This is a genomic window from Pseudomonas sp. EA_65y_Pfl2_P74 (assembly GCF_963970575.1).
Taxonomy (GTDB): Bacteria; Pseudomonadota; Gammaproteobacteria; order Pseudomonadales; family Pseudomonadaceae; genus Aquipseudomonas; species Aquipseudomonas baetica_A.
Genome location: NZ_CAXAOQ010000019.1, coordinates 81005 through 105453, shown reverse-complemented (window position 1 = coordinate 105453; position 24449 = coordinate 81005). Strand labels below are relative to the sequence as shown.

Below are 24449 nucleotides of genomic sequence, written 5' to 3'. Positions count from 1 at the left end.
GAAATCAACAGTGCAATTCACTGCTAGTCTCAAATCCACACGCCTAGGAGATCGTCATGAGTGACCATCACACGTACAAGAAAGTCGAGCTGGTCGGTTCTTCCACCAACAGCATCGAGGACGCCATCAACAACGCGCTGGCCGAAGCCAACAAAAGCATCAAGCATCTGGAATGGTTCGAAGTGATCGACACCCGTGGTCACATCAAGGACGGCAAGGCCGCGCACTTTCAAGTGACGCTCAAAGTCGGCTTCCGGATCGCCAGTAGCTGAGTTGGGTCTACACTTCTGAACTTGCGCGCTGGCCGAGTGCCATAGGAATGGCAAAGCGCTACAGGGTGAGCGCATCGGGCCAATGCTCCGATGCCCGCCTCTATTAATCCGACCAGGGAGTGCGACCGATGAAGAAGTTCATATTGGCAGTAGGTTTGTTGAGCCTTGCGGGTGGCGCGTTTGCTGCTGGCAAGCCTTGTGACGAGCTCAAGAGCGAGATTGCGGCGAAGCTGGATGCCAAGGGGGTTGCCGGGTATTCGCTGGAGATCGTCGATAAGGGTGCAGCGACTGACGGCAAGGTGGTCGGCAGTTGTGAAGGCGGCACCAAGGAAATCGTCTACAAGCGCGGTTGATCGCGCCTGAAATGCAAAAGCCGACGCTCATGCGTCGGCTTTTTATAAATCTACAATCGCTTACGTCACATATCATCAGAAAGCAGCTGACATTTCCAAATCTCCCTGATAGTATAGCCGCCAGTTTTGGCTCCTCGGGGGATTTCTATTATGGAAACAAGTTCATCAGTCTATAAAAACTCCTCCAAGAAGGAATACGTGCTAACAGATGAGCAGCGCGCTGTTTATCGCCAAACCTCTCAGGATTCGCGATTAGCTAAATCCTCCGCGGAACTCGGCTTAATTAAATCATGCCATGATATTAATTCCCCGAGGTTGAATCCGTGTAATCTCATGCCTCAACTTGAACGCAACGGCTTACGCTGCCTAAGTCTGTTCTCTGGTGGCGGAGGACTTGACCTTGGTTTCGATAGAGCAGGTTACGAACACGTAGCCTCATATGAGCTCATTCCAATATGCAAAGAAACACTCCAGAAAAATAGATCGAACTGGAATGTTTTCGGCGGACAACAAGATGGAGATGTGACGAAAGTTGAGTGGGATTCCTACAACGGCCAAGTCGACATAATTCATGGCGGTCCACCTTGCCAACCATTTTCTATCGCCGGTGAGCAAAAGGGAATGGACGATGAACGGAACATGTGGGGAGAGTTCATAAGAGCGGTTAACTCGATCAGCCCACGTGCTTTTGTGGCAGAAAACGTACTAGGAATACTGAACCCTAAATTTGAAAGCTTCGTAAAAGTCCAAATTCTTGACAAGCTTCCAGATTACCACATTGTAAAATTCGAAATGAATGCTGCTGATTATGGTGTTCCTCAAATTCGCCGCAGGGTTTTTTTTGTTGGCTTCAAATATGCGAAGGATCTGCAAAAATTTAAATCACCAACGCCAACGCATGATGCAAGCGCCCTATTTAAATCTCAAAAAAATGCGACTCCTCTATTCGACAACATACTGCCAAAAACGATGGGGGTTCGCATGGCCCTCGGATTATCTGACATCGGATATGATGACCTCGCACCTACAATCCGAAGTGCATTTACAGGAAAAAGAAACACCACTTCAATTCTAAACAGCTCTGCAGGTCAAAAAACTTGGGGGGATATGGAAATCTGGCCAAATGGCGTACAGAGTGACAGAGTTTCTGCTTCAATATTTCCAGCAAAGGAAGATCATTTTAGGCTATCTGTACAGGATGTAGCGATATTACAAGGCTTCCCAGAGGACTGGAAATTCGCCGGCGCTGTATATCAAGTATTGGGGCAAATCGGAAATTCGGTTGCCCCACCTGTTGCCTATCAAGTCGCGAAAAAACTGCTTGAAGCAATCAATCTTAACGAATAAGTTAACCCATATACTCTAAAACCAACGCCCGTAATTCATTAGCGTGGTTTTTCTCAATCCGCACCCATCCCTCGAAATAGCTAAGAGGGATGTGTGGGTTATTAAGCGTACTCCCTCTAGTCATTAGATAAATAGTTCTTTCTTTAAGAATTTCAAGCATTCGTTCTGGACTATAACCAAAACTCCTATCCATCAATTCTAAATAGCGAGCAGCACTATACTGCTTCTTCTGTAGGGCTTTTGCGTCTTCGATGCTATAAACATCTTTCCGACCCAATGCATCGAACACATCACTTAGACTTAACTTCGACGCAGCAATTGCTGCCAACGCTATATCTGGCGCAATATAAGTTTCTTTAGACGCAATCCAAGGCGCCATTGCACACGGAGAGCCATAAACATAATAATTATTTCCCGCATGAAAGAAGCCAATCAGCCAGTGCTTACCCTTCCATTTTTTAATATGATCAAGACCGAAGTCACGAACCGTTGTGACCGAGCCCTTTGATGTAGTCTTCAATTCGAAAGGGATCGAACCGGATTCCAGATCTAAGAAGGCGTCAATACCTGATCGTCCTTCCGTTTCATCTTTGCGAAGGTTGAAAAGCTCGCACATTTGCTTCTCACGCGCATCATCCTGAAAATTTCCGCTCATCTTTCCCTCTACCGAACATTGATTTCAATTCGCCATCATTATTCCAGACTCTCTACTTTTTTAGAAGGTTGTTACGTTTAATGAATAATAGGGCAATCTAGTTATTCATCACCTGCGCCAGCAACTCATAGGAATGCAGGCGATCAGCATGTTCATACAGATCGCAGGTGAAAATCAGCTCATCGGCCTGGGTCTGTTCAACCAGCATTTCCAGTTTGGCGCGGATTTTCTGCGGGCTGCCGACCATCGCCAGACCGAGGAAATCGCCGACCGCTTCACGCTCGTGAGGCCGCCACAGGCCGTCCATGGTTTTCACGGGAGGGCGTTGCACCAGGCTTTGTCCACGCATCAACGCGAGAATGCGCTGGTACACCGAAGTCGCCAGGTAATCCGCCTGCTCATCGGTATCTGCTGCAACCAGCGGCACACCGAGCATCACATACGGTTTGTCGAGCACTGCCGACGGTTTGAAGTGATTGCGGTAGACGCGGATCGCCTCATGCATCAAGCGCGGTGCGAAATGTGAGGCGAAGGCGTAGGGCAAACCGCGCTCGCCGGCCAGTTGTGCACTGAACAGGCTGGAACCAAGGAGCCAGATCGGCACATGGGTGCCGGTGCCGGGCATCGCGATGACTCGTTGCTCCGGGGTGCGCGGGCCGAGGAAGCGCGCCAGTTCGGCGACGTCTTCCGGGAAATCATCGGCACTGCCGGAACGCTCGCGGCGCAGGGCACGGGCGGTCATTTGATCGGAGCCGGGCGCGCGGCCCAGCCCCAAGTCGATCCGCCCCGGATACAGGCTTTCCAGCGTGCCGAACTGCTCGGCAATCACCAGTGGCGCATGGTTGGGCAGCATGACGCCGCCGGAGCCGACGCGGATGGTTGACGTACCCCCGGCCAGATAACCGAGCAGCACCGAGGTAGCGGAACTGGCGATGCCGTCCATGTTGTGATGTTCAGCCACCCAGAACCGCGTATAGCCGAGTTTCTCGACATGCTGCGCCAGGTTCAGCGAGTTGCGCAGCGATTGCGCCGGGCTGCCGTTCTCGCGCACTGGCACCAGGTCGAGGGTGGAAAATTTTACGTCGGACAGTTGCTTCATAAACCTGCGTCTCCGAGTGAGGAGGCAGGTTTTTCTTGCAAACGAAAACCTGCCGAATCATAAGCGTGTTTTGTGCAATGAGGGCATATACCCGAGTTTCAATAGCAGAACGAAAAATCCTACTAAAAAAGTCAACGATTCAGACGAGCTGAACTTTGTCCCGACGTCTATCCTCAGAACCCTTGCAAGCAAAATTCACAACGGCGCGGCGTTCCGCGTCTGATCTTGAGGAGGCAGCATGGCTATCGTTAAGAAAGCATCCGCACATTGGGCAGGTGATCTGAAAACCGGTATCGGCTCGATTTCTACTGAAACCGGCGTCCTCAGAGAAGCACCCTACGGTTTCAAGGCCCGTTTCGAAGGCGGTAAGGGCACCAACCCGGAAGAACTGATCGGCGCCGCACATGCCGGTTGTTTCTCCATGGCGTTCTCGATGATTCTCGGCGATGCAGGCCTGAAGGCCGACAGCATCGACACCGACGCTGAAGTCACCCTCGACCAGGTCGATGGCGGTTTTGCGATCACGGCGGTGAAGCTGATTCTCAAGGCGAAGATCCCGGGAGCCAGTCAGGCGCAGTTTGAAGAACTGAGCAACAAGGCCAAGGAAGGGTGCCCGGTGTCCAAGGTACTCAATGCGAAGATTACCCTTGAGGCATCGCTGGTCGCTTAAGCAGGCGTTGGCTGGGCCGACGTCTTCGCGAGCAAGCCCGCGCCCACAAAGGGTCTTTGGTGTTTCACAAGATCTGTTGTGGGAGCGGGCTTGCTTGCGAAAGCGACCTGAAAATCCCCACGAAGCCTGAAGCGATAAACAAGACCTGTGAGCGAAGTCAGAACTCGCCGAGTAAAAGTATGGTCGAATAAATGACAGCAGCTTCAGCGCACACCCGTGCGCGCTGCCTCAAGGAGCTTCTCTCATGAAACGTATTGGCTTGGCGATTTTTTGCAGTGCACTGGCCACCTCGGTTCTTGCCGCCCCCAAAGACTGTGAAGAATTGAAGAACGAGATCGAAATCAAAATCCAGGCGAATGCCGTGCCCTCCTACACGCTGGAAATCGTCAGCAAGGAAGAGGCTGAAAAGCACGAAATCGCCATGGTCGTAGGGACATGCGAAAACGGCACCAAAGCGATCATCTATCAGAAAAACGACAATTGAGGTCGATCACGGCACGCAGTTGACCTGCCGTTCTTCGGCAACGATCTGACCTTGGCGATTGATCAACCGGGCGCTCGGCGTAAAGGCCAGTGACCTGGCTTCAAGACGATAACGTTGCCCGGCCTCGAAATGATCGTAACGCACGGTCAGGTAACACAGCCGCTCCTGCGGATCGGTGTTCATGCTCATGCCACCGCCGAACACCTCGAAATCAAAGCGAACCGTCAACTCGTGACTGCCCGGCGTGACCTGGAAAAACCGTCCGTCCGGCATTCTCTGTTTGTCCAGCCGTTCCGCCATCAGCACTTTGCCGCCAGGGGTGGGCATGGCGAAGTCGACCCAGGCCTTGCCGGGGTCAGCCGCTGGCATCGGGCTCTGGCAACCGGCAACCACACTTGCAGCAAGCAACAACGTCAACCTGCGCATGATCAATGTCCTTTGGATGGGAGATTGAGCATAGCGCCGATCAGGTCTTCTGACATCCAGCCGGAGTGCCCTGCCCCACGACCTTGCGCTGTTCGTCATAGAGCTTGGCCCAAGGTCGGAAACCGATACTGCCGGCCTGCAATTGATATCGCTGGCCGGCGTTGAAATCATTGAATTTCACGTTCAACTGGCAATCGCGCCAGAGCGGCTCGGCGTCGGGACCAATATTGGTGGCTTCCACCGGAAACTGATAACGCACCGTCAGCTCATGACTGCCGGGCTGCACCTCGAAATAGCGTTTGTCGATGGCAGCCTTGCGGTCGACTTGCAGTGCTTGCAGTGCCGTGTCCTGCTGCCGGGCATTCAGATCGATCCAGGCCTGCGAGGGGTCAGGATCAGGCACTCCAAATCCGGCACATCCGGCCAGCGTCAGCAGGCCTCCTGTCAGCATCAACATACGCATAGCGCAGCTCCAATGGGCGGGATAGTCTTGCGGGCAGACTTTCCAGGGGTTTCTTATTTTGATCAGGCCGCTTCCAAGCCATCGGTTACTTGATCGCGTTTTTCGGATTTTGTTTCCGGGTGTGATGCTTTTGTTGCTCAACGGTTGCGCCAGCGTCAGCTACTACGGCCAGTTGGCCAGCGGTCAATGGCAATTGCTGCGGGCCCGCGAGCCGGTGGCCGAGGTGATTGCCGACCCAAGCCGCGACGTAAAGTTACGCGCACACTTGGCGCAGTCACAAAAGGCCCGCACCTTCGCCAGCCAGCACTTGCACCTTCCGGATAACCAGAGCTATCGCCTGTACGCCGACATTGGAAGGCCGTTTGTGGTGTGGAATGTGTTCGCCACCCAAGAGTTTTCGCTGACCCCGCAAAACCACTGTTTCCCGATTGCCGGATGCGTGGCCTATCGCGGTTACTACAGCCAGAGCGCGGCCCGGGGCGAAGCCGCGATCCAACGCCTGCAGGGCATGGACGTGTCGATCGGCGGCGTCGAGGCGTACTCCACGCTGGGCTGGTTCAACGACCCAATACTCAATTCGATGATGGGTTGGGGCGACGAGCGGTTGGCCACACTGATTTTTCATGAGTTGGCCCATCAGCGCTTCTATGTGAAAGACGACACCGAGTTCAACGAGTCCTTCGCCACGTTCGTCGAGCAGGAAGGCACCCGGCAATGGCGGGCGTTTCGCGGATTGCCAGCGGATAACGACTCAAAACTCAAACAGCGTGACCAGTTCATTGCACTGGTGCTCGATACCCGTTCACGTCTGGAAAAGCTCTACGCCCAGTCATTGCCGGCCGAGCAGATGCGTGAGCGCAAAGCGGCGCAGTTCGAACAGTTTCGCCGGGATTACCGGGTGATGCGGGATAGTCAGTGGGCCGGGGACAAGCGCTATGACGCGTGGGTCAATGCGCCGCTGAACAATGCGCGGCTGTTGCCGTTTGGACTGTACGACCAGTGGGTGCCGGCGTTTTCTGCGCTGTTCAGGCAGGTGGGAGGTGATTGGGTGAGGTTTTATTCAGCGGTGGAGAGGCTGGGGAATTTGCCGGTGCTCGAGCGTAAGGCAGCGTTGAAAACGCTGGCAGATTCATGATGGCTGACTGAACGGGCCTGTTCGCGAGCAAGCCGGCTCCCACACTGGACTTGCACACGACATACAGGCCCTGTGGGAGCGCAATTTCATCGGTTCTGCAAAAACGCCTGATGCAACTCCTCCAGCGTTTCAAAGTGATAAGCCGGCGCTTCAGCGTTCAACTCTTCAAAACTGCCAAACCCATAGCCCACCGCCGCCCCATCCAGGCCATTGCTGCGTGCACCGATCAGGTCATGTTTACGATCGCCGATCATCAGCGTATCCGCCGGATTCAGCCCTTGCTCGGCAATCAGGTGGGCAATCAACTCGACCTTGTTGGTCCGCGTGCCATCCAGCTCGCTGCCGTAGATCACCTTGAAGTGTCGGGCAAAGTCGAAGTGCCGGGCGATCTCGCGGGCGTACACCCATGGCTTGGACGTCGCGATATACAGCTGCCGCCCTTGGCCACTCAGGGTTTCCAGCAACGGCGTGACACCGTCGAACACGCGGTTCTCGTACAGTCCCGTCACCTTGAAACGCTCGCGGTAGAAATTCACCGCCTCCCAGGCCTTGGCCTCGTCGAAATCGTAGAACTGCATGAACGCCTGCAACAGCGGCGGGCCGATGAAATGCTCAAGCTTTGTCAGGTCCGGCTCGTCGATGCCGAGTTTGCTCAAGGCGAACTGAATGGAACGAGTGATGCCCTCACGCGGGTCGGTCAGGGTGCCATCGAGGTCGAACAGTACGGTCTGGTAATGCATGAGAAATCCTGAGCAGGTGTAAGTCGATTCAGAGCTGGTCGTAGCCTTCAGCCAGGTGCAGATCCTTGAGCTTCACGTAATTCGCCGCGCTGTAGGTGAAGAAGGCGTTTTCCTTATCGGTCAGCGCACGGACCTGTTTCACCGGACTGCCCACATACAGAAAGCCGCTTTCCAGACGTTTGCCCGGCGGCACCAGGCTGCCAGCGCCGATGATCACATCGTCCTCGACCACCGCGCCGTCCATGACAATGCTGCCCATGCCGATCAACACGCGGCTGCCAACCGTGCAGCCGTGGAGCATGACTTTGTGGGCAATGGTCACGTCGTCGCCAATCAGCAGCGCGAAGCCGTCCGGGTTGAACGGGCCGGCGTGGGTAATGTGCAACACGCAACCGTCCTGCACGCTGGTGCGCGCACCGATGCGGATGCGGTGCATGTCGCCACGAATAACCGTCAGCGGCCAGACGGAGCTGTCTTCGCCGATTTCGACGTCGCCGATCACCACCGCCGAGCCGTCGACAAATGCGCCTTTGCTCAACTGCGGGGTGTGATTCTGGTATTTGCGAAGGGACACGATTAGTTCTCTCTCTGTCGCCGATAGCTGCGGTGAGTGTCGATTGTAATTAAGATGGGCGCATGTTTCTTCCAGCCAAGGTGCCAACCGTGAGCGTGAACAACCCTCTTCTGCAGTCCTACGACCTGCCGCCGTTCTCCACGATCCGTGCCGAACACGTCCTGCCGGCCATTGAAACCATCCTGGCCGACAACCGCGCCGCCATCGCCGACATCCTCAAGACCCAAGGCCAGAACCCGACATGGGCCGGCCTGGTACTGGCGATGGACGAACTCAATGACCGCCTCGGTGCGGCATGGAGCCCGGTCAGCCACCTCAACGCCGTGTGCAACAGTGCCGAACTGCGTGATGCCTACGAGTCGTGCCTGCCAGCCCTGAGCGCCTACTCCACCGAGATGGGCCAGAACCGCGAATTGTTCCAGGCCTATGAAGCCCTGGCCAACAGCCCGCAAGCTGCCGGTTTCGACGTGGCGCAAAAAACCATTCTGGAACACGCCCTGCGCGATTTCCGTCTGTCGGGTATCGACCTTCCGGAAGCCGAACAGAAGCGCTACGCCGAAGTGCAGAGCAAACTGTCCGAGCTGGGCAGCCGCTTCTCCAACCAACTGCTCGACGCCACTCAGGCCTGGACCAAGCACGTCACCGACGAAGCCGCCCTCGCCGGCCTGACCGATTCGGCCAAGGCGCAAATGGCTGCCGCCGCACAGGCTAAAGGTCTGGACGGCTGGCTGATCACCCTGGAATTCCCGAGCTACTACGCGGTGATGACCTATGCCCAGGACCGCGCGCTGCGCGAAGAAGTCTACGCCGCCTACTGCACCCGCGCCTCGGATCAAGGCCCCAATGCTGGCCAGAACGACAACGGCCCGGTGATGGAAGAGATTCTGGATCTGCGTCAGGAACTGGCCCAACTGTTGGGCTTCGCCAGTTTCTCCGAGTTGAGTCTGGCGACGAAAATGGCCGAGTCCAGCGATCAGGTGCTGAGCTTCCTGCGCGACCTGGCCAAGCGCAGCAAACCGTTTGCCGCGCAGGATCTGCAACAATTGCGTGCCTACGCCGCCGAACAGGGCTGCGCCGATCTGCAAAGCTGGGACAGCGGTTTCTACGGCGAAAAACTTCGTGAACAACGCTACAGCGTCGCCCAGGAAACCCTGCGCGCGTACTTCCCGATCGACAAGGTGCTGAGCGGTCTATTCGCCATCGTTCAACGCCTGTACGGCATCGAGATTGCCGAGCTCAAAGGCTTCGACACCTGGCACCCGGACGTGCGCCTGTTCGAAATCAAGGAAAACGGCCAGCACGTCGGCCGCTTCTTCTTCGACCTCTATGCCCGTGCCAACAAGCGCGGCGGTGCCTGGATGGACGGCGCTCGTGATCGTCGTCGCACTGTCGACGGCGTGCTGCAAAGCCCAGTGGCCAATCTGGTGTGCAACTTCACCCCGGCCGACAGCGGCAAACCTGCGCTGTTGACCCACGATGAAGTCACCACCCTGTTCCACGAATTCGGTCATGGCCTGCATCACCTGCTGACCCGCGTCGAACATGCCGGCGTGTCCGGGATCAACGGCGTGGCGTGGGACGCCGTCGAGCTGCCAAGCCAGTTCATGGAAAACTGGTGCTGGGAGCCGGAAGGCCTGGCGCTGATTTCCGGTCACTACGAAACCGGCGAGCCGCTGCCCCAGGATCTGCTGGAAAAAATGCTCGCGGCGAAGAATTTCCAGTCTGGCCTGATGATGGTGCGTCAGTTGGAGTTCTCGCTTTTCGACTTCGAACTGCACGCCACCCACGGTGACGGGCGCAGCGCCGCGCAGGTGCTCGAAGGCGTACGCGACGAGGTGTCGGTGATGCGTCCACCGGCCTACAACCGCTTCCCCAACAGCTTCGCGCACATCTTTGCCGGCGGTTACGCGGCGGGTTACTACAGCTACAAGTGGGCCGAAGTGCTGTCGGCGGATGCTTTCTCCAAATTCGAAGAAGACGGCGTGCTCAACGCTGAAACCGGCCGCGCTTTCCGCGAAGCGATTCTGGCGCGTGGCGGTTCGCAGGCGCCGATGGTGCTGTTCGTCGACTTCCGTGGTCGCGAGCCGTCGATTGACGCACTCTTGCGCCACAGCGGCCTGAGTGAGGACGCGGCAGCATGAGTGAGGGGCCTGTGATTACCAAGAAGCGCTTTATCGCCGGGGCGGTTTGCCCGGCGTGCAGCGAGCCGGACAAGTTGATGATGTGGAACGAGGACAGCGTGCCACACCGCGAATGCGTGGCCTGCGGTTACGCCGACACGCTCAACGAGCAAGGGCTGTCGGTGCCCAAAGAACTGGGCACGCGGGTCAATACCAGCGCGCTCAAACCGCCAGCAGACAAGAGCGTCCAGGCGGTGCAGTTCTTCCCGAATCCAAAATTGAAGAAAAACCCCGACGAACAACACTGAGTCAGTGCCACCTTCCACCGATTGCGGTGGAAGGTGGTAACTATGTACCACCCTTCTGCCGCGCTTCCTGCTTAGGCTGGCACTTTCAGCCATCGCTCAAGGAAGACGCCATGCTCCACACCAACCCTCTTTTACAACACTGGACCCTGCCTCCGTGGTCGGCGATACGCGCCGAACATCTGCTGCCAGCCATCAACGCGATCGTGACCGATAACCGCCAGGTCATTGCCAGGGTGATCACCAGCCAGGCTGAGCATCCGGGCTGGGACGATCTGGTCGTGGCCATCGACGAAACCGATGCACGTCTGGTTGAGGCCATGGCCGTTATCGACACGCTTTCGACGGTCAAATCCAACGATATGGACTGGCTCAGGGAAAGCGCGTTGTGCAGCGTCGTTGCCGCTCAGTACAGAGCCGACAAGACCGCTGACCTGGCGCTGTACCGCAGTTATCAACGGCTGGCGAAGAGTTCGGTCGCCACCGGTTTCGACGATCAACGCAAAGCGTCTCTGGCGAAAATTCTGCGCAAATTCCGGTTGTCCGGTATCGAACTGCCGCTCGCACAACAGCGCAAACTTGCCCGCTTGAATGGCGAGATCCGGCTAACGGAGCAACGTTTTCGAAGTCATCTGGAGCTGGCCAACGCCGCGTGGAGCCAACGCATAGACGATGTCACTCAGCTCGAAGGCTTGTCTGCGGCAGTGAAGGCGCGCCTGGCGCTCAACGCCAAAGAGGCAGGACACGTGGGCTGGCGGCTGACGCTGGAGCAAAACACCTACCGGCAAATCATGACCCATGCGCAAAACCGGGCGCTGCGTGAGGCCTATTTCACAGCCTGGATCAACCGGGCGTCGGATCTAGGCCCACAGGCGAAAAAACTCGATAACGATCCGGTACTCAAGGTGCTGATCGCATTGCGTCACGAGAAAGCCCAATTGTTGGGCTTCGAGAATTTCGTCCAGATGCGTCTCGAAAACCGCATGGCCACCTCTGCTGCACAGGTTGAAGCTTTTTTGCGCCAGCAACTGGCGTTGAATACGCCGGCCCTGCTGCGCGATGCCCAAGCCCTGAAAGCGTTTGCGCACACCCAAGGGATTGTGGATATCCAGGCGTGGGATGAAGACTTCCTCGCCGAGCAGTTACGCCTCCAGCAGTTGAACGGTGCGTTGAAAGGCTTGCGTGAGTACTTCCCGCTGGAGGGCACGTTGCGCCGACTTTGTCTGTTCAGCGAGCGCATGTTCGGGATCAGCATCGTCGAACAGACGACCGCCAGCCACTGGCATCAAAGCGTACGGCTACTGGAGGTCAGTGAACATGGGCAGGTGATCGGGCATATCTATGTTGACCCCTATCACCGCGAAGACGCGGCCGACTTCGCCTTCACCTCCGTCTTGCGCACCCGTCGAATCAATGCCGAGGGACGGCCGTCACTGCCGATTGCTTGCCTCTACTGCAATTTCAGCCCTGCCACCGACGAGCACCCGTGCCTGCTCTCCCATGAAAACCTGCGGGTGCTGTTCCACGAATTCGGCCATTGCCTGCAGCATGTGCTGACGCGCTCGCCCCATCGCAACTTGTCGGGGATTTCCCAACTGGCGCGTGATACCGCCGAATTTGCCGGGCAGTTGTTTGAACACTGGTGCCTGTCACCCGAGTTTCTGGTGTGGCTGGCGGCGCATTACCAGAGCGGCGAACGCCTGACAGAAGCGCGGGTCAACACCGCGCTGGCCGCCATTGGCGCCCACACCAGTCGGACCACCGCGATGTTACTGATGACGGCGCTGTTTGATCTGGAGTTGCACCACACTCATGGCGATGGCCGAAGCATCGAACAAGTGTTCGAGGATGTGCAACGCGAAATGCCTCATCTAGGAATGTCGGGTTATCACCGCTTCGCCTATGGCTTTGACTATTTAGTGACCGGTTACGAGGCGTCAGTCTATGCCTACAAATGGTCTGGCGTGCTGGCAACCGAAGTGTTCAAGCGGTTTCAGCGAGACTGGGTGTTCGACGCACAAACGGGTCGGGATTTTCGCGAGGCGTTCTTTTCCCCCGGCGACTCGCGCTCGTTGCTGAGCGCGGCGCAGGCGTTTCTCGGCGAGCCGGTCAACACGCAATTTTTTGCGGCCGCACCTCAATGAATTCTCTGGTCACTTGAGATTGACGGTCTGAAACCAGCTCTTCATCGAGCAGGTGGCGAACGCGCTGGTGCTGCAATCACCATTGGCCAGCGCAGTGCGCAGCTTGTCGACATCGGCCTGCATCATGTAGCGAATGCCATCCTTGAAATGGCCGCTTTCGCCGAAACCACCTTGGGTCATCTCGTTCAAGGCATCCTCTTTGCTCCAGCCTTGCACCACCACGCGGTACATCGCTGCCATCAGGCCGGTGCGGTCAGAACCGTGTTTGCAATGCATCAACACCGGGCCCTTGGCTTCGGCGCTCTGGATAGCGCGCAAAGTCTTGAGCACATCGCTGTCATCAACGTGATTGGTGCGATAGGACAACTGCACTTGATTGATGCCTGGCTCGGACAGCCAGCGACTGTCGGCCTCCGGCAAGAAGTTGATCACCGTTGCCACTTTGAGATTTTTCAACAACGGCACCGCGCCGCTATCGGGCAATGCACTGCGATAGAGGGTCGGCGACATCTGGAACAGGTTGTATTGCACCTCGACCGGCTGCGCCCACTCCTCGGGACGGGAAGGCACGGTATCAGCCGCCTGGGCCGGGATCAGGTGCAGCATGGCGACAAGCGACAAACACAAAGCGGGGAAAAAACGCACTCGAGACATGCTGGGTAGACCGTGTCGGGTTTTTGAAGAATTGAAGCTTCAAGGTTTGCCGGTCAAAGCCCCGTGAGCCGTCTGTCAAAGAAATGTGAATCGGCATCAATCCGCTGAAAAGCGGGTCAGCCATTTCGGCTTTTTTCGACTGAAACGATTCATCTCAATGCTTAGGCTGCTACCATTTGTCACATCATGTTGCAGCTCTCCGGATCATCCCGGCCACGTCGCGACGAAAAATCCTCAAGCCGTTCGCAGAAACGGCTGACCACCCTTAATGCCTGATGAGGTGCCCCCCCACATGTCTGATGAAGATCGAGACAACCCGCGGCGTGAGTTTTTGCGCAAATCCCTGACCCTGATTCCCGTTGTCACCCTGGCCGGTACCGGTCTGGGCAGCAGCGTGCTGCAAGCCGCGCCTGAACCTGCGCCCGCAACGCAACCGGTTCGCGCTGACGCCGACGATTATCAGCCAAGCTATTTCACCGCCCAAGAATGGGCCTTCATCCATGCCGCCGTGGCGCAACTGATCCCCAACGACGATCAAGGCCCGGGAGCGCTGGAAGCTGGCGTGCCGCAATACATTGATCGTCAGATGAACACCCCGTATGCCGCTGGCGCCCTTTGGTACATGCAAGGCCCCTTCAACGCCGACGCGGCGCCGGAGATGGGCTGGCAGAGCAAACTCGTGCCAAAAGAGATCTATCGCCTCGGCATCGCCGCCACGGATCAGTGGGCAAAATCCATCAACGGTAAAGTATTTGCTGACCAAGACAGCGCTACCCGAGACGATTTACTCAAACAACTCGAAGCCGGAAAACCGCAATTCGATACCGTCCCCGCGAAGATTTTCTTCAACCTGCTGCTGCAAAACACCAAGGAAGGATTCTTCTGCGACCCGATCCACGGCGGCAATAAAGGCATGGTCGGCTGGACCATGATCGGCTTCCCCGGCGCCCGCGCCGATTTCATGGATTGGGTGGAACGCAACGAGCAATACCCCTTTCCGGCAGTTTCGATTCGCGGCGAGAGGGCGTGAGAATGGCAACGGTAATGAAGAAGGTCGACGCCGTGATCGTCGGTTTCGGCTGGACGGGCGCGATCATGGCCAAAGAGCTGACCGAGGCCGGGCTCAACGTGCTGGCGCTGGAGCGCGGGCCGATGCAAGACACCTACCCCGACGGCAACTATCCACAGGTGATTGACGAACTGACCTACAGCGTGCGGAAAAAACTCTTCCAGGACATTTCCAAAGAGACCGTGACCATTCGCCATAGCGTCAACGACATTGCCTTGCCCAACCGCCAGTTGGGCGCGTTCCTCCCGGGCAACGGCGTCGGCGGCGCCGGGCTGCACTGGTCGGGTGTGCACTTTCGTGTCGACCCGATCGAGTTGCGCATGCGCAGCCATTACGAAGAGCGTTACGGCAAAAGCTTCATCCCCAAAGACATGACCATCCAGGACTTCGGCGTCAGCTATGAAGAACTGGAGCCGTTCTTCGATTTCGCCGAAAAGGTTTTCGGCACGTCGGGCCAGGCCTGGACCGTGAAAGGTCAATTGGTCGGTCAGGGCAAGGGGGGCAACCCTTACGCACCGGATCGCTCCAACCCGTTCCCGCTGCAGGCACAGAAAAACACCGTGTCCGCACAGCTGTTCGGCAAAGCGGCCACGGAGGTCGGTTACAAACCCTACAACCTGCCTTCGGCCAACACCTCGGGCCCGTACACCAATCCTTACGGCGCGCAGATGGGCCCGTGCAATTTCTGCGGGTTCTGCAGCGGTTACGTTTGCTACATGTATTCCAAGGCCTCGCCGAACGTGAACATTCTGCCGGCGCTCAAGCCTCTGCCGAATTTCGAATTGCGACCCAATGCCCATGTGCTGCGGATCAACCTCGACAGCAGCAAAACCAAAGCCACCGGCGTCACTTACGTCGACAGCCAGGGCCGCGAGATCGAGCAACCGGCGGACCTGGTGATCCTCGGTGCTTTCCAGTTGCACAACGTGCGTCTGATGCTGCTTTCCGGGATTGGCAAACCTTACGACCCCATCAGCGGCGAAGGTGTGGTGGGGCGTAACTTCGCCTACCAGAACATGGCGACCATCAAGGCGTTCTTCGACAAGGACACCCACACCAACAACTTCATCGGCGCCGGCGGTAACGGCGTGGCGCTGGATGACTTCAACGCCGACAACTTCGACCACGGCCCGCACGGCTTCGTCGGCGGTTCGCCAATGTGGGTCAACCAGGCGGGCAGCCGACCGATTGCCGGCACCTCCAACCCACCGGGCACTCCGGCCTGGGGCAGTGCCTGGAAACGCGCGACCGCCGATTACTACACCCACCAGGTGTCGATGGACGCTCACGGCGCGCATCAATCCTACAGAGGCAACTACCTCGATCTCGACCCGGTGTACCGCGATGCCTACGGCTTGCCCCTGCTGCGGATGACGTTCGACTGGCAGGAAAACGACATCAAAATGAACCGCTTCATGGTCGAGAAAATGGGCAAAGTCGCCGAGGCGATGGGCCCGAAAGCCATTGCGGTGATTGGCAAGAACGTTGGCGATCACTTCAACACCGCGGCCTACCAGACCACGCACCTCAACGGTGGCGCGATCATGGGCACCGATCCGAAGACCAGCGCGCTGAACCGCTACTTGCAGAGCTGGGACGTGCATAACGTCTTCGTGCCGGGCGCTTCAGCGTTCCCGCAGGGCCTGGGCTACAACCCGACCGGGCTGGTGGCTGCGTTGACCTACTGGTCGGCAAAAGCGATCCGCGAGCAATACCTGAAAAACCCCGGCCCGCTGGTTCAGGCGTAAGGAGCGATGACCATGAAAAATCTTGTTATCGCGACCTTGGCCCTGCTCGGCAGCGCCTCTTTGCAGGCCGCCGAAGTTGATCAATCCTTGATCAAAATGGGCGAATACCTCGCCCGTGCCGGCGACTGTGTGGCTTGCCACACTGCAAAAAACGGTAAGGCGTTCGCTGGTGGCCTGCCGATGGAAACCCCGATCGGCACGATCTATTCGACCAACATCACTCCGGATAAAACCGGCATCGGTGATTACAGCTTCGAGGACTTTGATCAGGCCGTACGTCATGGTGTCGCTAAAAACGGTAGTACGTTGTACCCGGCGATGCCGTATCCGTCCTACGCCCGTGTCAGCCAAACCGACATGAAAGCGCTATACGCGTATTTCATGCAGGGCGTAGAACCGGTGGCGCAACAGAACAAGGCCAGCGACATTCCATGGCCGTTGAGCATGCGCTGGCCGCTGATGGGCTGGCGCTGGATGTTTGCGCCGAAGGTCGAGGGCTATAAAGCGACATCGGATGATCCGGTGATCAGCCGTGGGGCGTACCTGGTGGAAGGCCTGGGCCATTGCGGCGCCTGCCACACGCCGCGTGCCCTGACCCTGCAGGAAAAATCCCTGAGCGCGGCCGATGGCAGCACGTTCCTGGCCGGCAGCGCGCCACTGGAAGGCTGGATCGCCAAGAGCCTGCGCGGCGATCACAAGGACGGCCTCGGCAGTTGGAGCGAAGAGCAACTGGTGCAGTTCCTCAAGACCGGCCGCAGTGACCGCAGCGCAGTGTTCGGCGGCATGAGCGATGTGGTCACCCACAGCATGCAATACATGACCGACGCCGACCTGACTGCAATTGCTCGCTACCTGAAGTCGTTGCCAGCGACTGATCCGAACGATCAACCGCACTCGTACGATGAAAAAGCCGCCAAGGCCCTATGGAACGGTGACGACAGCCAGCGCGGCGCGTCGGTTTACATCGACAACTGCGCGGCATGCCACCGCACCGACGGCCACGGCTATACGCGGGTATTCCCGGCGCTGGCAGGTAATCCAGTGCTGCAATCGGAAGATCCAACCTCATTGATCCACATCGTGCTCAAGGGCGGGACATTGCCGGCAACGCACACCGCGCCTTCGACCTTCACCATGCCCGGCTTCGCCTGGCGGTTGTCGGATCAGGAAGTGGCGGATGTGGTGAGCTTCATTCGCGGCAGTTGGGGTAACAAGGGCGCGCCGGTGAACGCTGCCGATGTCGCGAGCCTGCGCAAGAACGATACGCAGACCACTTCCGGGGATGACCTGGGGCAAGTTACTGCGCAGTAACGAGGCTTGAATACCGCTGACATGGCATGGGTGTTTTTGCTGTGTCAGCGGGCAATTCAACGCGTGGACTGAAAGCCCTTGAATTGCGCAAAGGCATCGGCTAACTGCAGGTAAAGTTTTTTGTCGTATTTATCGACGTCACCATCGCCATCGGCGTCAACGGCGTCTTCGGAAATCAGGTCATAACGACCATTGCCTTCCGATGAAGAGGCGAAGAGCGAGTAGTCGTAGTCCATCATTTCGGTCGCGTCTTCATCATAGTGATAAAACGCGACCTCAGGATTTCCGTCTCGGTCCATATCCGCAATTTCCAGCAATATCCTGATAGCCATTGATCAAGTCCTTTCAGTTGATTTCGCCCGTACAACCGACAATCGTGCCTAGGCTTCTGGACATTAAAGTTGGGGAGAAATCGGGTCTACTGTCAGACTTGACAGGATGTATACCCATACAGTCGTCTGGCCTGAACAATAACCACTGTAAATACTGACACCTGTCAACTCTGACAGTAGACACTCTTCTTTACGTTACTTAGGGTGCAAAGGGACGCAGACGCAATTGTCCTTAATATCGCCCTGGTATGGAGCACAAAGACATGAGCTATTCATTGCTATATGAGTTCAAAGACACGGATGGGGACGGAAAGGCAGAAGCGGTAATTTCCCGGTACAACAATGGAGATGCAGTTAATTCAATGCCCGACGTTGTGGTCACGGCGTACGCCAATACCGCCAACGGAAAATTTGACACGGTCACCGGAGTCGACGACGTCGAGGGCGACGGTGACGGTGACGGTGACGGTGACGGTGACATTGATGAGGATGACGAATCCTATTATGCCCTGGCAAGCGACCTCGCCTCTGCTTTGGTCGGTTTGAGTACCGTCGGTGCGGGTCGTCTTTACCGATGCATACTTATCTCATTTGGAGACAACGCCTCAGGGAGCAAACTTGGCGACGTCAACATTGGTTTGTTTAATGTCGCGAACTCCGATTTGACTCGCCCGGATTCAGTCGTGACCGTCACAGGTTATGACAAGGGTATGTATAAGAAAGTGTCAGGATCGACGGACGCAGACGGTGATGGCGATATTGATCTGGACGATGAGTTTATTTTCAGAAAAATCGCGGTCTCCTTTGCGTCAATGAGAGATTTTAAAATTTGAAATAAGCGCTGACATGGTTGCTACGGTGTCGACGAAACACTGTCCGACAAAAAACCCTGCATGCGTGAATCATGCAGGGTTTTCTTGCATTTATCGCCGTGCGCCTTACGGATTAACGATACTTGCATAAGCCTTGGCCAGCGCCATCAACTTGGCTTTGTCATCGCCTTCAATGTCACCGTCGCCGTCGACATCTTTCTTGTCCGTGCGGATGGTGAAGGACTTGCCGCGATCAGCGGATACCGCCACCACGTAAATGGAATCGACCAACGCCTCGGTCGATAGTTGCTCCTCGGCATTCCAACCCAGTTCCTTGCGGGCAAGTTGCATGGAAACAATGGTATTGGGTTCCGATGGACCCGGCAGCATCATTTGTAGAAAAACACCACGTTGATTGAGGTACGACATACATAAAGTCCTTTTAGTTTAAAAATCAGGCATCAGTACCTGAAAGTTGAACAAGACTATATTTGATAATTTTCATATACAACGGAACATATGTATCGCCGGCTTTCCATAGTTATGGCTATTTAAGAAACCTATCAGCAAGCTGCATGGCTGAACGGTACTGGATCACGATGGGCATTACCGGATACTGTATGCATATACAGACCCGAGATTCTTCAATGATCAGCCATCTCCCTCCCTGCGGTCGCGGCACCGCCACCAACCCGCACAACCGTTTCGCGCCGAACCGCTCGGTGGCCGAGGACGACGGCTGGTATCAGGAAGTGCCCGAGACGCAGGGCACCGAGGTGATGATCGAAACCGCGAAGACCATCATCACTCGTAACACGTCGCCGGATTTGCCCTTTGATCGTTCGATCAATCCCTATCGTGGCTGCGAGCACGGCTGCATCTATTGCTACGCGCGACCCAGCCACGCCTATTGGGATATGTCGCCGGGTCTGGATTTTGAAACGAAGCTGATCGCCAAGACCAATGCCGCACAGGTACTGGAAGAACAACTCGGGAAAAAAGGCTATCAATGCGCGCCGATCAATCTCGGTTCCAACACCGATCCGTATCAGCCAATCGAACGCGAATACAAGATCACTCGTCAGATCCTCGAAGTGCTTTTGCGCTATCGACACCCGGTGACCATCGTCACCAAAGGCTCGCTGATCCTGCGTGATCTCGATCTACTGACCGAACTGGCGCAGCAACGGCTGGTGGCGGTGATGATCAGCCTCACGACGCTGGACGATGAGCTCAAGCGCATCCTCGAACCCCGCGCCGCAGCGCCCAAGGCACGGCTGAGGGCAATCCGGGTGATGCGCGAAGCAGGAATTCCGGTGGGCGTGCTGTGTTCGCCAATGATTGCGATGATCAACGACAGCGAGATCGAGAGCCTGCTCACCGAGGCCCACGCCGCCGGCGCGCAAAGTGCTGCGTACATGATGCTGCGCCTGCCGCTGGAAGTGGCGCCGCTGTTCGAAGAATGGCTGAACGCGCATTACCCGCAAAGGGCGGCGCATGTGCTGAGCCTGATTCGCCAGAGCCGTGGCGGCGAGCTCTACGACAGCCGTTTCGGCGCACGGATGCGGGGCGAAGGGCCGTTTGCCGATCTGCTCGCGCAACGTTTCGCCAAAGCCATCAAGCGTCTTGGACTCAATCACCGCGAGGGCTACAACCTCGATTGCACAGCCTTCTGTCCGCCAGGACGGCAGATGTCATTGATTTAGCAAACGGGCCAATGCATGGATATAACGAGGCCTGTATGAGAACTCATACAGGCCTTGTCTTTATTTACGCAATGACGATGCCACTGTAAGCCTTCGCCAACGCGATCAACTTCGCCCGGTCATGACGGTCAATATCACCGTCACCGTCCATATCGCCGTATGGCCCGACCTCAAAATTTTTGCCGTTATCGCGTGATATTGCAGCAATCTGTTTAATGTCAACCAACTTTTCGGTTATAAGTTTTGTTTCTGGATCCTGTTGTTTTTGTTTAGTTGCAAAGTTCATGATCACCATGATCTCTTTGCGAGGCAGCGAAATTTCCATCTTTTCTAGAAAAATACCTTTGATACTATTTGGACGCAAAACAGATGTCATAAAAAATCCCTTTTTTAATTTATTTGCCTTATTGAACGTCTCGGCACTTCGGATCATACGGGCCATCATCTTCAACGCCATTCAACATCTGTTTCATCAGGTTTCGTATGGTTAACCCAGGGACTGGCTCGGCCCACTGCTCTGCCCTCAATTGCTGAGCGCCAGCGACGCCGCCACGACTTGTCACGGCAAGGGAGGACTCACCCACCTCAAGGCCCGATAAAAATTGCACAGCCTTCTGTCCGCCGGGTCGCCAGATTTCCTAGATTTAGCGACAATTGACCTATGGTTGAGCGGTTGGAACCCTTCCGTCGAACTGCCTCAGTCACGTTTTTTGTGACCTGGAACACACGTTCTAGAGCGTTTGATTCAGTTTGAATTAAGTTTCGACGGCTACCTTGTTCATCGAGTGACTGACGGGTCGGGATAACCCGGATGTTTTAAACAGCCACTGGCTTCACACCGGAATACACGGGAATGACTCCCAGAATCCGCCAAAGAGGATGAATCATGAGTGACAAGGATAAACAGCCGTTGGCTGCGTCGGCGCAAGCCCCTGAGGCGCAATCCGCCGATGCAGCGCTGCGACAGATCGTTGACGGCTTTTTGCATTTTCATCATGAGGTCTTCCCGCAGCAGGAAGAACTCTTCAAGAAACTCGCCACGGCCCAATCGCCACGGGCGATGTTCATTACCTGCGCCGATTCGCGCATCGTCCCCGAGCTGATCACTCAGAGTTCACCCGGCGATCTGTTCGTGACGCGTAACGTCGGCAACGTTGTTCCACCTTATGGCCAGATGAACGGCGGCGTTTCCACCGCCATCGAATACGCGGTGCTGGCGCTGGGCGTGCAGCACATCATCATCTGCGGGCACTCCGATTGTGGCGCCATGCGTGCGGTGCTCAACCCGGACAGCCTGGAAAAAATGCCGACGGTCAAAGCCTGGCTGCGCCACGCTGAAGTCGCGAAAACCATGGTGCACGACAACTGTCACTGCGCCGACGAAAAAGAAAGCATGCCGATCCTCACCGAGGAAAACGTCATCGCCCAATTGCAGCACTTGCGTACCCATCCTTCGGTAGCCTCACGCATGGCGAACGGTCATCTGTTCATCCATGGCTGGGTCTACAACATCGAAACCAGCGAAATCAAAGCTTACGACGCGGATCAGAGTCGATTCCTGCCGCTCGACGGCAGCCATCCGATTCCGGTGGCGACGCCCAAAGCGCGCTTCTAAATCTTCCTAAAAATCTGTGTGGTTTGACGCCGGCCGCTGTTTCAGCGGTTCGGCGAAGCCATGCCTGAAGAAAACTTCGGGAGAATCGCCATGCGTGCGGCTCAATTGAAAGCGGTATTGCCACGGGAGTTGCTCGCTTCAGTGGTTGTGTTTCTGGTCGCCCTGCCGCTGTGCATGGGTATTGCGATTGCGTCGGGATTGCCACCGGCCAAAGGGCTGATCACTGGGATCATCGGTGGTCTGGTGGTGGGTTGGCTGGCCGGTTCCCCTCTGCAGGTCAGCGGACCGGCAGCGGGTTTGGCGGTGCTGGTATTCGAACTGGTACGACAGCACGGCATCGAGATGCTCGGGCCGATTCTGTTGCTGGCAGGTTTCCTGCAATGGGTGGCCGGGCGCTTGAAGCTCGGTTGCTGGTTTCGCGTCACGGCGCCAGCGGTGGTGTACGGCATGCTCGCAGGGATCGGCGTATTGATCGTGCTCTCACAAATCCATGTGATGCTCGACGCCTCACCAAAGCCCTCCGGGCTGGATAACCTCACGGCTTTCCCCGGTGCGGTGGCGCAAGCCTTGCCGTCATTCGGCTGGCAGGCCGGACTGCTCGGGCTGTCGACCATTGCCGTGATGTGGCTGTGGGAGAAATTGCGCCCGCATTCGCTGCGCTTCATTCCCGGCGCATTGCTGGGGGTCGGTCTGACTACGGGCGCCAGCCTGATGCTCGCCTTGCAGGTGAAACGGGTTGAAGTGCCGGCGAACCTGGCGCAAGCCATCGACTGGCTGAAACCTGCGGATCTGCTCAGTCTGGCGGATCCGACGCTGCTGATCGCTGCGCTTGCCGTAGCGTTTATCGCCAGCGCCGAAACCCTGTTGTCGGCGGCCGCGGTCGATCGGATGCACAGCGGCGTACGCTCGGACTTCGACCGAGAACTGTCGGCGCAGGGTGTGGGCAACATGCTCTGCGGTCTTGTCGGTGCGCTGCCGATGACCGGGGTGATCGTGCGCAGTTCGGCCAACGTTCAGGCCGGTGCGACCACGCGTTACTCAACGATTTTCCATGGCCTGTGGTTGCTGGCGTTCGTGCTGTTGTTATCGAGCGTGCTGCAAAGCATTCCGGTGGCGAGTCTGGCGGGTGTGCTGGTGTATACCGGTTTCAAACTGGTGGACCTGAAAGTCTTCCGTGGTCTGAGCCGTTATGGCCGGATGCCGATGTTCACCTACGCCGCGACGGCGCTGGCGATCATCTTCACGGATCTGCTGACCGGCGTACTGATCGGTTTCGGTCTGACCTTGCTGAAACTGGCGTTCAAGGCTTCACGACTGAAAATCAGCCTGATCGATCTGCCGCAACAAGGCGAGATGGAGTTGCGCCTGCTCGGCGCGGCGACGTTCCTCAAGGTGCCGGCGCTGACGCAGGTGCTGAACACGATTCCAACGGGCACGACGGTGCATGTGCCGCTCAATAACCTGAGCTACATCGACCATTCGTGTCTGGAGTTGCTGGAGGAGTGGGGTCGGGCGAATGCGGCGAAGGGGTCGAAACTGTTGATTGAGTCGCGTGGGTTGAAGCGCAGGCTAGAGGGGCGGATTCGTACTACCACCGGGATCGGCACGGCCGGCTAAATCTTCCCGCCTGAACACAAACCCTGTGGGAGGGGGCTTGCTCCCGAAAGCGGTGGATCAGTCGACATTGTTAGTGACTGACACACCGCCTTCGGGAGCAAGCCCCCTCCCACATTGGCATTTGCGCACGCCTTTAAATCAGGCAGCCGGTTGATCCAGTTCCAGGCCCACGCCCAGTCGGCGGCCCATGCACGGCCAGCGTTTCCACGCGGCGCCGGTGTCCGGGCTGCTGAGTTTTTCGCGGTAGGCCTCTACCGACTCCAGCGCAAAACTCTCTTCGTCGAGCATCTCGTCGATGGCGTGATGCACAGCTTCGTCCAGTTGGTTGGCAAATTCCTCACCGATCAATTGGTGAGCAATCAGGTTGGCGACCGTCATGTCCAGGGGGATCAGTGGCTGGCCGAAATGCTTGATGTAGAGGTCGTTGACCTCTTCGACAAAACGGTGCGCCAGATAGGCTTCGTCCAGCAGGCTGTCCAGGCCAACGTGCCCGGCGATGATGGCCGGCGGCTGGAGGAAATACTGCTCGGCGATTTTCAGCACCGGTTTGATCTGCGATTCGATTCCCGCTTCCCTGGCGACTTCATTGGCTGCATCCAGCAGGTCTGGCACTTCTTCGATGTAGGCGGCGACAAAACGCGTCAGTACGCCTTGGGCGTCGGCTTCCGGCAATTGGATCGCCGGATGTAAATGAGGCAGCTTGCTTTCCAGCTGACGAGTCAGCAGGCCGGTGTCTTTCTCATGTTGTTGGGCTGTTTGGATCTGCTCGCGCAATGCGGCGGTGTTCATGAAAACTCC

Annotated in this window: 27 protein-coding genes; 16 read left to right on the top strand and 11 right to left on the bottom strand. The window is 56.8% G+C overall.

Annotated elements, in window-relative coordinates; translation table 11 throughout:
• Positions 1-56 precede the first annotated feature (56 nt).
• The 3 genes from AACY18_RS16845 to AACY18_RS16835 all read left to right on the top strand — a co-directional run bounded on the left by AACY18_RS16845 (position 57) and on the right by AACY18_RS16835 (position 1972).
• Entirely contained in the window at positions 57-272 is a 216-nt protein-coding gene (locus tag AACY18_RS16845) for a dodecin (RefSeq protein WP_339432409.1), read from the top strand.
• A 128-nt stretch (positions 273-400) separates the two neighbouring features.
• Positions 401-625, top strand: coding sequence for a DUF1161 domain-containing protein (locus AACY18_RS16840; RefSeq protein WP_339432408.1), 225 nt, complete (start codon positions 401-403; stop codon positions 623-625).
• Positions 626-775: 150 nt separating this feature from the next.
• Positions 776-1972 carry a DNA cytosine methyltransferase gene (locus AACY18_RS16835; RefSeq protein WP_339465438.1) on the top strand — a complete coding sequence of 399 codons (1197 nt, stop codon included), beginning with the start codon at positions 776-778 and terminating at the stop codon, positions 1970-1972.
• A 1-nt stretch (position 1973) separates the two neighbouring features.
• Here the strand turns inward: AACY18_RS16835 and AACY18_RS16830 are convergent, their stop codons facing one another.
• Together AACY18_RS16830 and AACY18_RS16825 are read right to left on the bottom strand one after the other, a co-directional pair.
• A complete protein-coding gene (locus AACY18_RS16830; RefSeq protein ID WP_339465437.1) occupies positions 1974-2627 on the bottom strand; it encodes a hypothetical protein in 654 nt (217 codons plus the stop codon).
• 97 nt (positions 2628-2724) lie between these two features.
• Complete coding sequence (locus AACY18_RS16825) at positions 2725-3726, bottom strand: LLM class flavin-dependent oxidoreductase (RefSeq protein WP_339465436.1); 1002 nt, start codon at positions 3724-3726, stop codon at positions 2725-2727.
• A gap of 238 nt (positions 3727-3964) precedes the next feature.
• Here AACY18_RS16825 and AACY18_RS16820 point away from each other — a divergent pair, with 238 nt between their 5' ends.
• Positions 3965-4396 (top strand): OsmC family protein, encoded by a 432-nt coding sequence (locus tag AACY18_RS16820; RefSeq protein ID WP_221732310.1) that lies wholly within the window; start codon positions 3965-3967, stop codon positions 4394-4396.
• Positions 4397-4640: 244 nt separating this feature from the next.
• Positions 4641-4880 (top strand): DUF1161 domain-containing protein, encoded by a 240-nt coding sequence (locus AACY18_RS16815; protein WP_339432406.1) that lies wholly within the window; start codon positions 4641-4643, stop codon positions 4878-4880.
• 6 nt (positions 4881-4886) lie between these two features.
• Here the strand turns inward: AACY18_RS16815 and AACY18_RS16810 are convergent, their stop codons facing one another.
• A complete protein-coding gene (locus AACY18_RS16810; RefSeq protein WP_339432405.1) occupies positions 4887-5306 on the bottom strand; it encodes a PA0061/PA0062 family lipoprotein in 420 nt (139 codons plus the stop codon).
• A 40-nt stretch (positions 5307-5346) separates the two neighbouring features.
• The gene (locus tag AACY18_RS16805; RefSeq protein ID WP_339432404.1) at positions 5347-5769 is read right to left on the bottom strand and encodes a PA0061/PA0062 family lipoprotein; all 423 of its coding nucleotides are present in this window, start codon (positions 5767-5769) and stop codon (positions 5347-5349) included.
• A 58-nt stretch (positions 5770-5827) separates the two neighbouring features.
• Between AACY18_RS16805 and AACY18_RS16800 the strand changes: the two genes are divergently transcribed.
• Positions 5828-6904 (top strand): aminopeptidase, encoded by a 1077-nt coding sequence (locus tag AACY18_RS16800; RefSeq protein ID WP_339465435.1) that lies wholly within the window; start codon positions 5828-5830, stop codon positions 6902-6904.
• A gap of 86 nt (positions 6905-6990) precedes the next feature.
• On the opposite strand, the gene AACY18_RS16795 is transcribed toward AACY18_RS16800, so the two are convergent.
• A complete protein-coding gene (locus AACY18_RS16795) occupies positions 6991-7644 on the bottom strand; it encodes an HAD family hydrolase (RefSeq protein WP_339465434.1) in 654 nt (217 codons plus the stop codon).
• 28 nt (positions 7645-7672) lie between these two features.
• Positions 7673-8218 (bottom strand): gamma carbonic anhydrase family protein, encoded by a 546-nt coding sequence (locus AACY18_RS16790; protein WP_339432401.1) that lies wholly within the window; start codon positions 8216-8218, stop codon positions 7673-7675.
• A gap of 89 nt (positions 8219-8307) precedes the next feature.
• Between AACY18_RS16790 and prlC the strand changes: the two genes are divergently transcribed.
• The 3 genes from prlC to AACY18_RS16775 all read left to right on the top strand — a co-directional run bounded on the left by prlC (position 8308) and on the right by AACY18_RS16775 (position 12787).
• The gene (gene prlC / locus AACY18_RS16785; RefSeq protein WP_339465433.1) at positions 8308-10359 is read left to right on the top strand and encodes an oligopeptidase A; all 2052 of its coding nucleotides are present in this window, start codon (positions 8308-8310) and stop codon (positions 10357-10359) included.
• Positions 10356-10646, top strand: coding sequence for a YheV family putative zinc ribbon protein (locus tag AACY18_RS16780; protein ID WP_339465431.1), 291 nt, complete (start codon positions 10356-10358; stop codon positions 10644-10646). Before prlC ends, AACY18_RS16780 begins: the two co-directional genes overlap by 4 nt.
• Before the next feature lie 110 nt (positions 10647-10756).
• Positions 10757-12787, top strand: a complete 2031-nt coding sequence (locus tag AACY18_RS16775; protein ID WP_339465430.1) for a M3 family metallopeptidase — start codon at positions 10757-10759, stop codon at positions 12785-12787.
• Between the two features lie 9 nt (positions 12788-12796).
• On the opposite strand, the gene AACY18_RS16770 is transcribed toward AACY18_RS16775, so the two are convergent.
• Positions 12797-13441, bottom strand: a complete 645-nt coding sequence (locus AACY18_RS16770) for a phosphatase domain-containing protein (RefSeq protein ID WP_339432397.1) — start codon at positions 13439-13441, stop codon at positions 12797-12799.
• 292 nt (positions 13442-13733) lie between these two features.
• Here AACY18_RS16770 and AACY18_RS16765 point away from each other — a divergent pair, with 292 nt between their 5' ends.
• From AACY18_RS16765 to AACY18_RS16755, 3 genes are read left to right on the top strand one after another with little or no spacing between them, the layout of a single operon-like run.
• Complete coding sequence (locus tag AACY18_RS16765) at positions 13734-14471, top strand: gluconate 2-dehydrogenase subunit 3 family protein (protein WP_339465428.1); 738 nt, start codon at positions 13734-13736, stop codon at positions 14469-14471.
• A gap of 2 nt (positions 14472-14473) precedes the next feature.
• Positions 14474-16258 carry a GMC family oxidoreductase gene (locus AACY18_RS16760; protein WP_339432395.1) on the top strand — a complete coding sequence of 595 codons (1785 nt, stop codon included), beginning with the start codon at positions 14474-14476 and terminating at the stop codon, positions 16256-16258.
• Between the two features lie 12 nt (positions 16259-16270).
• Positions 16271-17569: a c-type cytochrome gene (locus AACY18_RS16755; protein ID WP_339465427.1), complete on the top strand. Its 1299-nt coding sequence runs from the start codon at positions 16271-16273 to the stop codon at positions 17567-17569.
• A gap of 56 nt (positions 17570-17625) precedes the next feature.
• Here the strand turns inward: AACY18_RS16755 and AACY18_RS16750 are convergent, their stop codons facing one another.
• Entirely contained in the window at positions 17626-17901 is a 276-nt protein-coding gene (locus AACY18_RS16750; RefSeq protein ID WP_221732296.1) for a hypothetical protein, read from the bottom strand.
• A gap of 263 nt (positions 17902-18164) precedes the next feature.
• Here AACY18_RS16750 and AACY18_RS16745 point away from each other — a divergent pair, with 263 nt between their 5' ends.
• The gene (locus AACY18_RS16745; protein ID WP_339465426.1) at positions 18165-18734 is read left to right on the top strand and encodes a hypothetical protein; all 570 of its coding nucleotides are present in this window, start codon (positions 18165-18167) and stop codon (positions 18732-18734) included.
• Between the two features lie 105 nt (positions 18735-18839).
• Here AACY18_RS16745 and AACY18_RS16740 read toward each other — a convergent pair whose 3' ends face one another.
• Positions 18840-19142 (bottom strand): hypothetical protein, encoded by a 303-nt coding sequence (locus AACY18_RS16740; protein ID WP_339465425.1) that lies wholly within the window; start codon positions 19140-19142, stop codon positions 18840-18842.
• Between the two features lie 218 nt (positions 19143-19360).
• On the opposite strand from AACY18_RS16740, the gene AACY18_RS16735 reads away from it, so the two are divergent.
• On the top strand, positions 19361-20419 hold the full coding sequence (locus AACY18_RS16735; protein ID WP_339465424.1) for a PA0069 family radical SAM protein: 1059 nt from the start codon (positions 19361-19363) through the stop codon (positions 20417-20419).
• Between the two features lie 64 nt (positions 20420-20483).
• Here AACY18_RS16735 and AACY18_RS16730 read toward each other — a convergent pair whose 3' ends face one another.
• A complete protein-coding gene (locus AACY18_RS16730; protein ID WP_339465423.1) occupies positions 20484-20876 on the bottom strand; it encodes a hypothetical protein in 393 nt (130 codons plus the stop codon).
• A gap of 429 nt (positions 20877-21305) precedes the next feature.
• Here AACY18_RS16730 and AACY18_RS16725 point away from each other — a divergent pair, with 429 nt between their 5' ends.
• Positions 21306-22034, top strand: coding sequence for a carbonic anhydrase (locus AACY18_RS16725; RefSeq protein ID WP_221732291.1), 729 nt, complete (start codon positions 21306-21308; stop codon positions 22032-22034).
• A gap of 90 nt (positions 22035-22124) precedes the next feature.
• The gene (locus AACY18_RS16720) at positions 22125-23651 is read left to right on the top strand and encodes a SulP family inorganic anion transporter (protein WP_339465422.1); all 1527 of its coding nucleotides are present in this window, start codon (positions 22125-22127) and stop codon (positions 23649-23651) included.
• A gap of 138 nt (positions 23652-23789) precedes the next feature.
• Here AACY18_RS16720 and AACY18_RS16715 read toward each other — a convergent pair whose 3' ends face one another.
• A complete protein-coding gene (locus AACY18_RS16715; protein WP_339465421.1) occupies positions 23790-24440 on the bottom strand; it encodes a hypothetical protein in 651 nt (216 codons plus the stop codon).
• Between the last annotated feature and the right edge of the window lie 9 nt (positions 24441-24449).

Bases quoted from the DNA above. Each gene is read 5' to 3' on its own strand.
- AACY18_RS16845 (WP_339432409.1), top strand. From the start codon at position 57: ATGAGTGACCATCACACGTACAAGAAAGTCGAGCTGGTCGGTTCTTCC.
- AACY18_RS16840 (WP_339432408.1), top strand. From the start codon at position 401: ATGAAGAAGTTCATATTGGCAGTAGGTTTGTTGAGCCTTGCGGGTGGC.
- AACY18_RS16835 (WP_339465438.1), top strand. From the start codon at position 776: ATGGAAACAAGTTCATCAGTCTATAAAAACTCCTCCAAGAAGGAATAC.
- AACY18_RS16830 (WP_339465437.1), bottom strand. From the start codon at position 2,627: ATGAGCGGAAATTTTCAGGATGATGCGCGTGAGAAGCAAATGTGCGAG.
- AACY18_RS16825 (WP_339465436.1), bottom strand. From the start codon at position 3,726: ATGAAGCAACTGTCCGACGTAAAATTTTCCACCCTCGACCTGGTGCCA.
- AACY18_RS16820 (WP_221732310.1), top strand. From the start codon at position 3,965: ATGGCTATCGTTAAGAAAGCATCCGCACATTGGGCAGGTGATCTGAAA.
- AACY18_RS16815 (WP_339432406.1), top strand. From the start codon at position 4,641: ATGAAACGTATTGGCTTGGCGATTTTTTGCAGTGCACTGGCCACCTCG.
- AACY18_RS16810 (WP_339432405.1), bottom strand. From the start codon at position 5,306: ATGCGCAGGTTGACGTTGTTGCTTGCTGCAAGTGTGGTTGCCGGTTGC.
- AACY18_RS16805 (WP_339432404.1), bottom strand. From the start codon at position 5,769: ATGCGTATGTTGATGCTGACAGGAGGCCTGCTGACGCTGGCCGGATGT.
- AACY18_RS16795 (WP_339465434.1), bottom strand. From the start codon at position 7,644: ATGCATTACCAGACCGTACTGTTCGACCTCGATGGCACCCTGACCGAC.
- AACY18_RS16780 (WP_339465431.1), top strand. From the start codon at position 10,356: ATGAGTGAGGGGCCTGTGATTACCAAGAAGCGCTTTATCGCCGGGGCG.
- AACY18_RS16775 (WP_339465430.1), top strand. From the start codon at position 10,757: ATGCTCCACACCAACCCTCTTTTACAACACTGGACCCTGCCTCCGTGG.
- AACY18_RS16770 (WP_339432397.1), bottom strand. From the start codon at position 13,441: ATGTCTCGAGTGCGTTTTTTCCCCGCTTTGTGTTTGTCGCTTGTCGCC.
- AACY18_RS16765 (WP_339465428.1), top strand. From the start codon at position 13,734: ATGTCTGATGAAGATCGAGACAACCCGCGGCGTGAGTTTTTGCGCAAA.
- AACY18_RS16760 (WP_339432395.1), top strand. From the start codon at position 14,474: ATGGCAACGGTAATGAAGAAGGTCGACGCCGTGATCGTCGGTTTCGGC.
- AACY18_RS16755 (WP_339465427.1), top strand. From the start codon at position 16,271: ATGAAAAATCTTGTTATCGCGACCTTGGCCCTGCTCGGCAGCGCCTCT.
- AACY18_RS16750 (WP_221732296.1), bottom strand. From the start codon at position 17,901: ATGGCTATCAGGATATTGCTGGAAATTGCGGATATGGACCGAGACGGA.
- AACY18_RS16745 (WP_339465426.1), top strand. From the start codon at position 18,165: ATGAGCTATTCATTGCTATATGAGTTCAAAGACACGGATGGGGACGGA.
- AACY18_RS16740 (WP_339465425.1), bottom strand. From the start codon at position 19,142: ATGTCGTACCTCAATCAACGTGGTGTTTTTCTACAAATGATGCTGCCG.
- AACY18_RS16735 (WP_339465424.1), top strand. From the start codon at position 19,361: ATGATCAGCCATCTCCCTCCCTGCGGTCGCGGCACCGCCACCAACCCG.
- AACY18_RS16730 (WP_339465423.1), bottom strand. From the start codon at position 20,876: ATGGCGTTGAAGATGATGGCCCGTATGATCCGAAGTGCCGAGACGTTC.
- AACY18_RS16725 (WP_221732291.1), top strand. From the start codon at position 21,306: ATGAGTGACAAGGATAAACAGCCGTTGGCTGCGTCGGCGCAAGCCCCT.
- AACY18_RS16720 (WP_339465422.1), top strand. From the start codon at position 22,125: ATGCGTGCGGCTCAATTGAAAGCGGTATTGCCACGGGAGTTGCTCGCT.
- AACY18_RS16715 (WP_339465421.1), bottom strand. From the start codon at position 24,440: ATGAACACCGCCGCATTGCGCGAGCAGATCCAAACAGCCCAACAACAT.